A 6,228-nucleotide genomic window follows, 5' to 3' on the forward strand; every position below is an offset into this window, starting at 1 on the left:
GCCCGGGGGGGAGGTCCAGCTGCTGGAGACCGAGCGGCACCTGCAGGAGGCGCGGCGGCACTACATCAACGCGGAGTTCGCGGAATGCCTCCAGGAGGTCGGAGACACGGGGGTGCTCCCCAGGACCCTGAGCCAGGGGCACCGTGAGGCCGCCGCCCGATGGCTGCTGTGGCAGGTCGCCTGTCAGGTGGGACTGCGGCGCGAGGAGACGGCCCTCCAGGTGGCCTCGGAGCTGGGCGTGCTCGGGCTGGAGCTGCCCGCGGACATCGGCGGTGCTGCCTCCGAGGTGGGGCGCGTGCTCGTCACCGGCGCGGAGCAAGGCGCGGCGCGGGAGCGCACCACGCTGCGCATCACGTCCGACTCCAGCCCCGCGCGCATCTCCCTGGATGGGCGGCTCGGGGTGTGCACGGCGCCGTGCGCACTGGAGGTCCTGGAGGGGCGGCACGTGGTTCGCGTCGACGCGGAGGGACGACAATTCGCGGTCCAGGTCGTCTCGGCCAGGGGGCCCGAGCTCGCCGTGGCCTTCACCACGCTCCCCGCCTCGCCCGAGCTGGCCGCGGGGCAGTGGTCCGCGCACTACGGTGAGTCCTCCGCCAACCTGGACTCGGCGGGCTCGCTGAGCCTGCTGTCCACCGCGCTCCGGGCACCGCGGCTCGTGCTGCTCTCCGCCGAGCCCGAGCGCGAGGGCTACCGGCTGCGGGGCGCGCTGGCCCTCCAGGGACGCGCCGCGGCCCGGACCGAGCGCTGGGGCGAGGTGAACGCGCTCGACGCGGCGGCGGAGGGCGTCTTGAGGGATCTGCTCATCCAGGGCCAGGTCGTCGAGCCGGCGCCGGCGCTCTACCAGCGGCGGGACTTCTGGGTCGCCGTGGGCGTGGCCGCGCTCATCGCCGGCACGGTCACCACCGCCCTGCTCTGGCGGCAGCCTGTTCGAACGGAGGTGGGATTTTGAGAAGACGCATCCTCGAGGGGCTCCTGGCCTGCGTGCTGCTCACCGGGTGTAACGAGGTCCGGCAGGTGCGGCTCACCTTCGGAGCCGAGGGCGAGGGGCTCGACGGCTTCCTGTGCCGGGAGGACGACGGCGCCTACCTCCTCTCACGCGCCGTGCCGGCCGGGGGTGGGGCCGTGCCCGCCTCGCTCGTCATCGACTTCGTCCGCCTGGGGGGGCTGCCGGGGTGCCGTTCCGGTCAGCTCGTCAGCTGGTGCGCGGACCATGACTGCGCGGTCATCCCCGAGCACCGCGTGTGCATCCCCGCCCCGCTGCCGGACATCACCGGCCTGCCTCGCGCCGGAGCGCGGGAGGAGCTTCGCGAGGCGCTGCGCAGCCTGGCGGGCACCTCCATCTCCAGCGGGGCCCCGGAGGAGTTCGTCATCGTCCGCACCACCGCGACCCTCCAGCCCTGCGACGAGCTCGAGGACCGCGGCGGCGGAGTGACGGCGCTGCGCGAGGAGGCGCTGGTGGGGTGCGCCTACAGCTGCCCCGTGGAGCTGAACGCCATCGAGGGCGACGTGTACCTGGGCTTCGACACGCTCACCGAGCAGTGCGCCCAGGGCGTGCGCGTCTGCGCCTCCGGGGACCTGCACTGGAGGCCCTGAGCGTCAGCGCAGGTGGTGCCGGTGGAGCAGATCGATGAGGTAGCTCCTGTCCATCCGCGCCAACCGCGCCGCCAACGAGATGTTGTTCCCCGCGCGCTCCAGCAGCGCCTCGAGGAACTGGACCTCGAAGTCCTCGAGCACCTTCTGCCGGGCCTCGCGGTAGCCGTGCTCCAGGGGCTGGGCCACGGAGAGCGCCGGGGGCGATGACGCCGGGGCCGCGCCAGGGCCTCCCACGGCCTGCTCCAGGGCGGGGGGCTCTCCCATGGCGAGGATGGCCTCCGCGTAGTTGCGCAGCTCTCGCACGTTGCCCGGCCAGCGGTGCGCCAGCAGCGTGGCCATGAGCGGCGGGGGCACCAGCGCGGACACCGGGCCGGTGTACCCGGCCTCGCTCAGGAAGTGCTCCACCAGCAGGGGGATGTCCTCCACGCGCTGGTGGAGCGGGGGCACCTCCAGCCGCACCACCGCGAGCCGGTAGTAGAGGTCCAGGCGGAACGTGTTGGCGTTGACCTCGGCGCGGAGGTCCCGGTGGGTGGCGCTGACGACGCGCACGTCCGTGGCCAGCTCCTCGCCGCCCCCGAGCCTCCGGAAGCGCCGCCGCTCCAGCACTCCCAGCAGCGCCGTCTGGAGCGCGGGGGACAGCTCGCCAATCTCGTCCAGGAAGAGCGTGCCGCCCCCCGCCCGCTCGAAGACGCCGAGGTGGCGGCGCTCCGCCCCCGTGAAGGCGCCGCGCTCGTGGCCGAACAGCTCGCTGGCGACGAGCCCGGGGGAGATGACCCCGCAGTCCAGCGTCACGAAGGGCTTCTTCGCGCGCGGGCTCTCGTCGTGGAGGGCCCGGGCGATGAGCTCCTTGCCCGTGCCGGACTCGCCCTGGAGCAGCACCGAGGCGTCCGTGCGGGCCGCCCGGAGGATTTGCGCCATCAGCCTGCGCATGGGGGCGCTCTGGCCTCGCAGCGGCCCCAGGGCTCCGGAGTCATGGAGGGAGACGGTGCGCGTGGGCCCGTCCCCACCCGCAGCGAGGTCCGCCCGAGCGAGAGGACGGTCCCCGGCGCCACCGTCCCGCGCTCGAGGAGCGCGGGCCCCACCGCGGTGCCGTTGGTGGAGCCCAGGTCCGCCACCGCGACGCGGTCTCCCTTTCGCGAGAGCTCCAGGTGGTAGCGCGACACCGTGGGGTCCGTCAGGCGCAGCTCGTTGCTGTCCGCCGTCCCCACCGTCACCGCGTCCCCCTCCGCCGTGCAGGAGCGGCCCTGGTCCGGGCCTCCCACGACCTCGATGGTCAGCGTGCGGATGGGGAGCCCCACGGGGCGATCCGGGCGCGTCGTTCCGCTGGACATGGCGCGTGAAGCTAACACAGGGCCCCCTGTCGGCCGCGTCCCCAGGGGGTGTTGGCGACTGCCTACAGGCCGCACCCCACAAGCAGGACCGCGAGCAGGGCCCGCTCCCCCGCCCGGCGCGCTGGTACGTCGCTTGCCTTGGCCCCCGACCGAACCACGTGACACCCACCTGGAGGTCCAGCATGAAGCACCCCGCGAAATCCCCGTCACCCGGCCCGCGTCACGGCGCCAGACAGAAGACCCGCGTCCTCGGCACGCTCCTCTTCCTGCTCGCGAGCGCCTGCGGAGGAGCGGACCCCGGCGGGCCGGACACCGGCTCCCCCGACGCGGGCGCACCCGACGCGGGCGAGCAGAACGCCGCCGTCTGCCCCAACAGCGCGGACAACGGCGTCTGCCTCACGAAGGCGCGGCTGACGTACCTGGACCTGAGATACGACCTGAGCAAGCCCGTCTTCGTGAACAACCGCGTGCCCATCCGGTTCGGCATCACGTCGACGAGCCTCACCCCGGCCGCGCCAGCCACCCGCAACGTCGCCGTCAGCTTCAGCTTCATCGAGGCGAACCCCGCCAACCCCGCGGAGCCCATCGAGTGCGCCTCCAGCGCCATCGACGTCGCGCTCGTCGGCGACGGCCAGGAGCAGGTCTTCAATGGCTTCATCTGGCCGACCTCGCTGTGTGGAGCGCTGGTCGACAAGACGGTGAACCTGCGCGTCACCTTCGACGGCGACGAGCCGGACACGGGCATCGACTACCCGGCGGTCACCTTCACCGAAGCGGCCCGCGGCGCCGAGCCCAACCAGGCGTGCCGGGGCGTCGCCGATCCCTCCGCGCCGGACCTCCGCCGGGGCTGTGTCTACGCCATCGACCTCCAGCCGACCCCGAGCGATGGGAGCCACACCCTCATCGATGTCCGCTACGAGGCCATGGAGCCCACCTCGTCGGTGGCCCTCCTCCCCTACGCCGCGCCCGGCGTCCCCGAGGAGAAGCTCGCGCCCAGCCTGGTCGTGCAGTCGACGCTCGTCGTCAACGGCCGCGACCCCTACATCTCCGGACTGGCGCCGGAGGAGGTGCCGCCGGAGCTCGAGGCGAACGCGCCGGGCATCACCGGGGACCTCCAGTTCGGCCAGGACCCCGCGGAGCTCGGGACCCTCACGGCCATGCCCGGCCGCGCCACGCTCCGGTACGAGCTCGCGCCCGAGGGCGCGGAGCACGGCTGGCTTCCGCTCACCGTGGGGGCCCCGGACCCGGAGTCCAGCCGCCTCGCCGAGGTCGTCATCGAGCAGCTGCAGCCAGGCACCGCGAACACGTTCGCGCACGAGCTCTTCGCCGAGGGGGAGACTCGCGCCGCGCTGGGCGAGGGCGGCGCGTGGGCCGGCGTCAGCAACTTCCAGGTGAAGGGGTGCTTCGTGGCGGACTTCGCGCAGGAGGGCAACGAGGGCCAGGGGGACACGAGCGACTGCCACGTCATCCCGGTCGTGCTGGTGCGGGAGACCCCGGCCGCCTCCGCCGCGACGTCCATCGGCTTCAACCAGGAGTTCACCCGCAAGCTCGGGAACCCGGACCGCATGAGCGTCGCGGTGCGGCTCACGACCCGGAACAAGCTCGACCGCGCCGGCGCCGCCAGCCGCATCGAGGGAGAGGTCGAGCTCGAGGGCAAGCTCGGGCGGCCCTACTCGGTCACCATCGCGCGCGCCGTGGGGCAGGCCACGCTCGGCGTGGATCCGGGGGAGACGGGCTACGAGCTCACGGTCGACGCGTTCAACCAGCGCATCCACAGCTTCTCCCAGAGCGCCCCCAACCTCGAGCACGAGGAGGAGTTCTCCGCGGCGAAGTCGTTCGGCTTCCCGAACCTCGGCTTCGGCTTCGGCCCCGTGCGCATCGGCTTCAAGATCAGCCTCGGGGGTGAGGTGGGCCTGACGACGAACGACAGCCTCTCCGTCTCCACGGACGCGGCGCGGTGCGGAGAGCTGCTCCAGACCGGGGACGCGCTCGGCATGTGCGGGCAGATCGCGCGCTCCATCACCCCCGGGTTCAACTTCACCGCGTCCATCGAGGGCGGCATCAACCTCCGCATCGTCAAGGCCGCCGTGGTGGCCGACCTCGACCTCGTCAACACCGACTTCCCGCTCACCGCCTCGCTGGCCTTTGGCCAGCGCGACAACGGGAACCTGATGGTGCTCGGCAACGCCAACTGGGAGCTCGGCATGCAGCTCATCCGCGGAGACGTGTCCATCGTGGGCCGCGTCGGGATCCGCCGCTTCAGCCGCACCCTGCGCGTGCACCTCTTCAGCTTCAGCTCGCGGCGCTTCTCCCAGACGCTGCTCGACCGCTCCATGGACTTCGCCGAGGTGCTCGAGTGAACGGGCGGAGGATCGGCGTCGCGGCCGGGCTCGGGCTCGCGGCGATGGGACTCGTGGCCGGGACCTGGGGGGCGCTGGAGGAGGAGGCGCCGCCGGGCGTGACGGGCGCACCGGCGGAAGCCCGGAGCCCGGGCGCCCGCGAGTGCCGCTTCGAGCGTCAGCAGGCCGCGGGCTTCTCCTTCGAGTCCACGGCCACCCTCGACGAGGCCCCCGCGCAGGGGGCGGAGGACCACTTCCAGGGCCGCTTGAGCTGGGTCGTCGTCGAGGAGGCGCGGCCGGGTCACCCCGCGCTCCTGCGAGCGGCGCTGAGCGCCGTGGTACTCGAGCAGGCGCTCTCCCAGGAGCGGGGGAGCGCCGTGGAGCTCGAAGACAGCCCCTTCTACGTGCGGGTCGATGCGCGGTGCCGCTTCGCGGGCCTCGGCTTCTCCCCGCGCTGGAGCGGGGCGAGCCGCCGTCTGGTGAGCACGCTCCTGGAGAGCTTCGAGTTCGTGCTGCCGGGCGATGACTCTCCGCGCTGGAGCGCCGAGCAGCGCGACGGGGTGGGCGCCTACACCGCGGAGTACCGCCGTGACGAGGCGCGGGGCGGCACGGCGCGCATCGTCCGCACCAAGCCACGCTATCAGCTTGATGACACGGCCCGGCGCCTGGGGCTGCGCGTGCAGGTGCTCGGCGCGAGGGCCGAGGCGGACTTCGACTCCGAGCGCGGCGGCTGGATGCGGCGCGTGGAGGGCCAGGAGACGATTCGCGTGCACCTGCCTGGAGAGGCGCCGCAGGGCTTCACGCACCGCTTCCACCTGGTGCGCGAGGACGAGCACTTCGTCTCCGTGCGCGACGCGCTGGCGCCCGGGGAGGCGGACTTCGCGGAGGTGTTCGAGCCGGACCCGAGGACGCCGCCGCCCGTGGACCCGGAGCTCGCGGCGCTCGACGCGGGCCGGGCGCGCGCC

Annotated in this window: 6 protein-coding genes; 4 read left to right on the forward strand and 2 right to left on the reverse strand. The window is 73.4% G+C overall.

The annotated features are described in order from the left end of the window. Nucleotides 1–949 (forward strand): PEGA domain-containing protein (locus tag ACLEQD_RS34655; protein ID WP_410389979.1); only part of this gene is annotated, 949 nt, incomplete at its 5' end. After that, entirely contained in the window at nt 946–1,593 is a 648-nt protein-coding gene (locus tag ACLEQD_RS34660) for a hypothetical protein (protein ID WP_410389981.1), read from the forward strand. The genes ACLEQD_RS34655 and ACLEQD_RS34660, both read left to right, overlap by 4 nt. Before the next feature lie 3 nt (nt 1,594–1,596). Here the strand turns inward: ACLEQD_RS34660 and ACLEQD_RS34665 are convergent, their stop codons facing one another. Further along, entirely contained in the window at nt 1,597–2,523 is a 927-nt protein-coding gene (locus ACLEQD_RS34665) for a sigma 54-interacting transcriptional regulator (protein WP_410389982.1), read from the reverse strand. Further along, nucleotides 2,511–2,891, reverse strand: coding sequence for an FHA domain-containing protein (locus ACLEQD_RS34670; RefSeq protein ID WP_410389983.1), 381 nt, complete (start codon nt 2,889–2,891; stop codon nt 2,511–2,513). Before ACLEQD_RS34670 ends, ACLEQD_RS34665 begins: the two co-directional genes overlap by 13 nt. A 215-nt stretch (nt 2,892–3,106) precedes the next feature. On the opposite strand from ACLEQD_RS34670, the gene ACLEQD_RS34675 reads away from it, so the two are divergent. Together ACLEQD_RS34675 and ACLEQD_RS34680 are read left to right on the forward strand one after the other, a co-directional pair. Beyond that, nucleotides 3,107–5,284 carry a hypothetical protein gene (locus ACLEQD_RS34675; RefSeq protein ID WP_410389984.1) on the forward strand — a complete coding sequence of 726 codons (2,178 nt, stop codon included), beginning with the start codon at nt 3,107–3,109 and terminating at the stop codon, nt 5,282–5,284. Beyond that, nucleotides 5,281–6,228, forward strand: a 948-nt coding sequence (locus ACLEQD_RS34680) for a hypothetical protein (protein WP_410389985.1), incomplete at its 3' end; no start/stop codon positions are given. The genes ACLEQD_RS34675 and ACLEQD_RS34680, both read left to right, overlap by 4 nt.

Origin of the sequence: Corallococcus sp. 4LFB, assembly GCF_046520365.1 — a bacterium.
GTDB lineage: Bacteria > Myxococcota > Myxococcia > Myxococcales > Myxococcaceae > Corallococcus > Corallococcus caeni.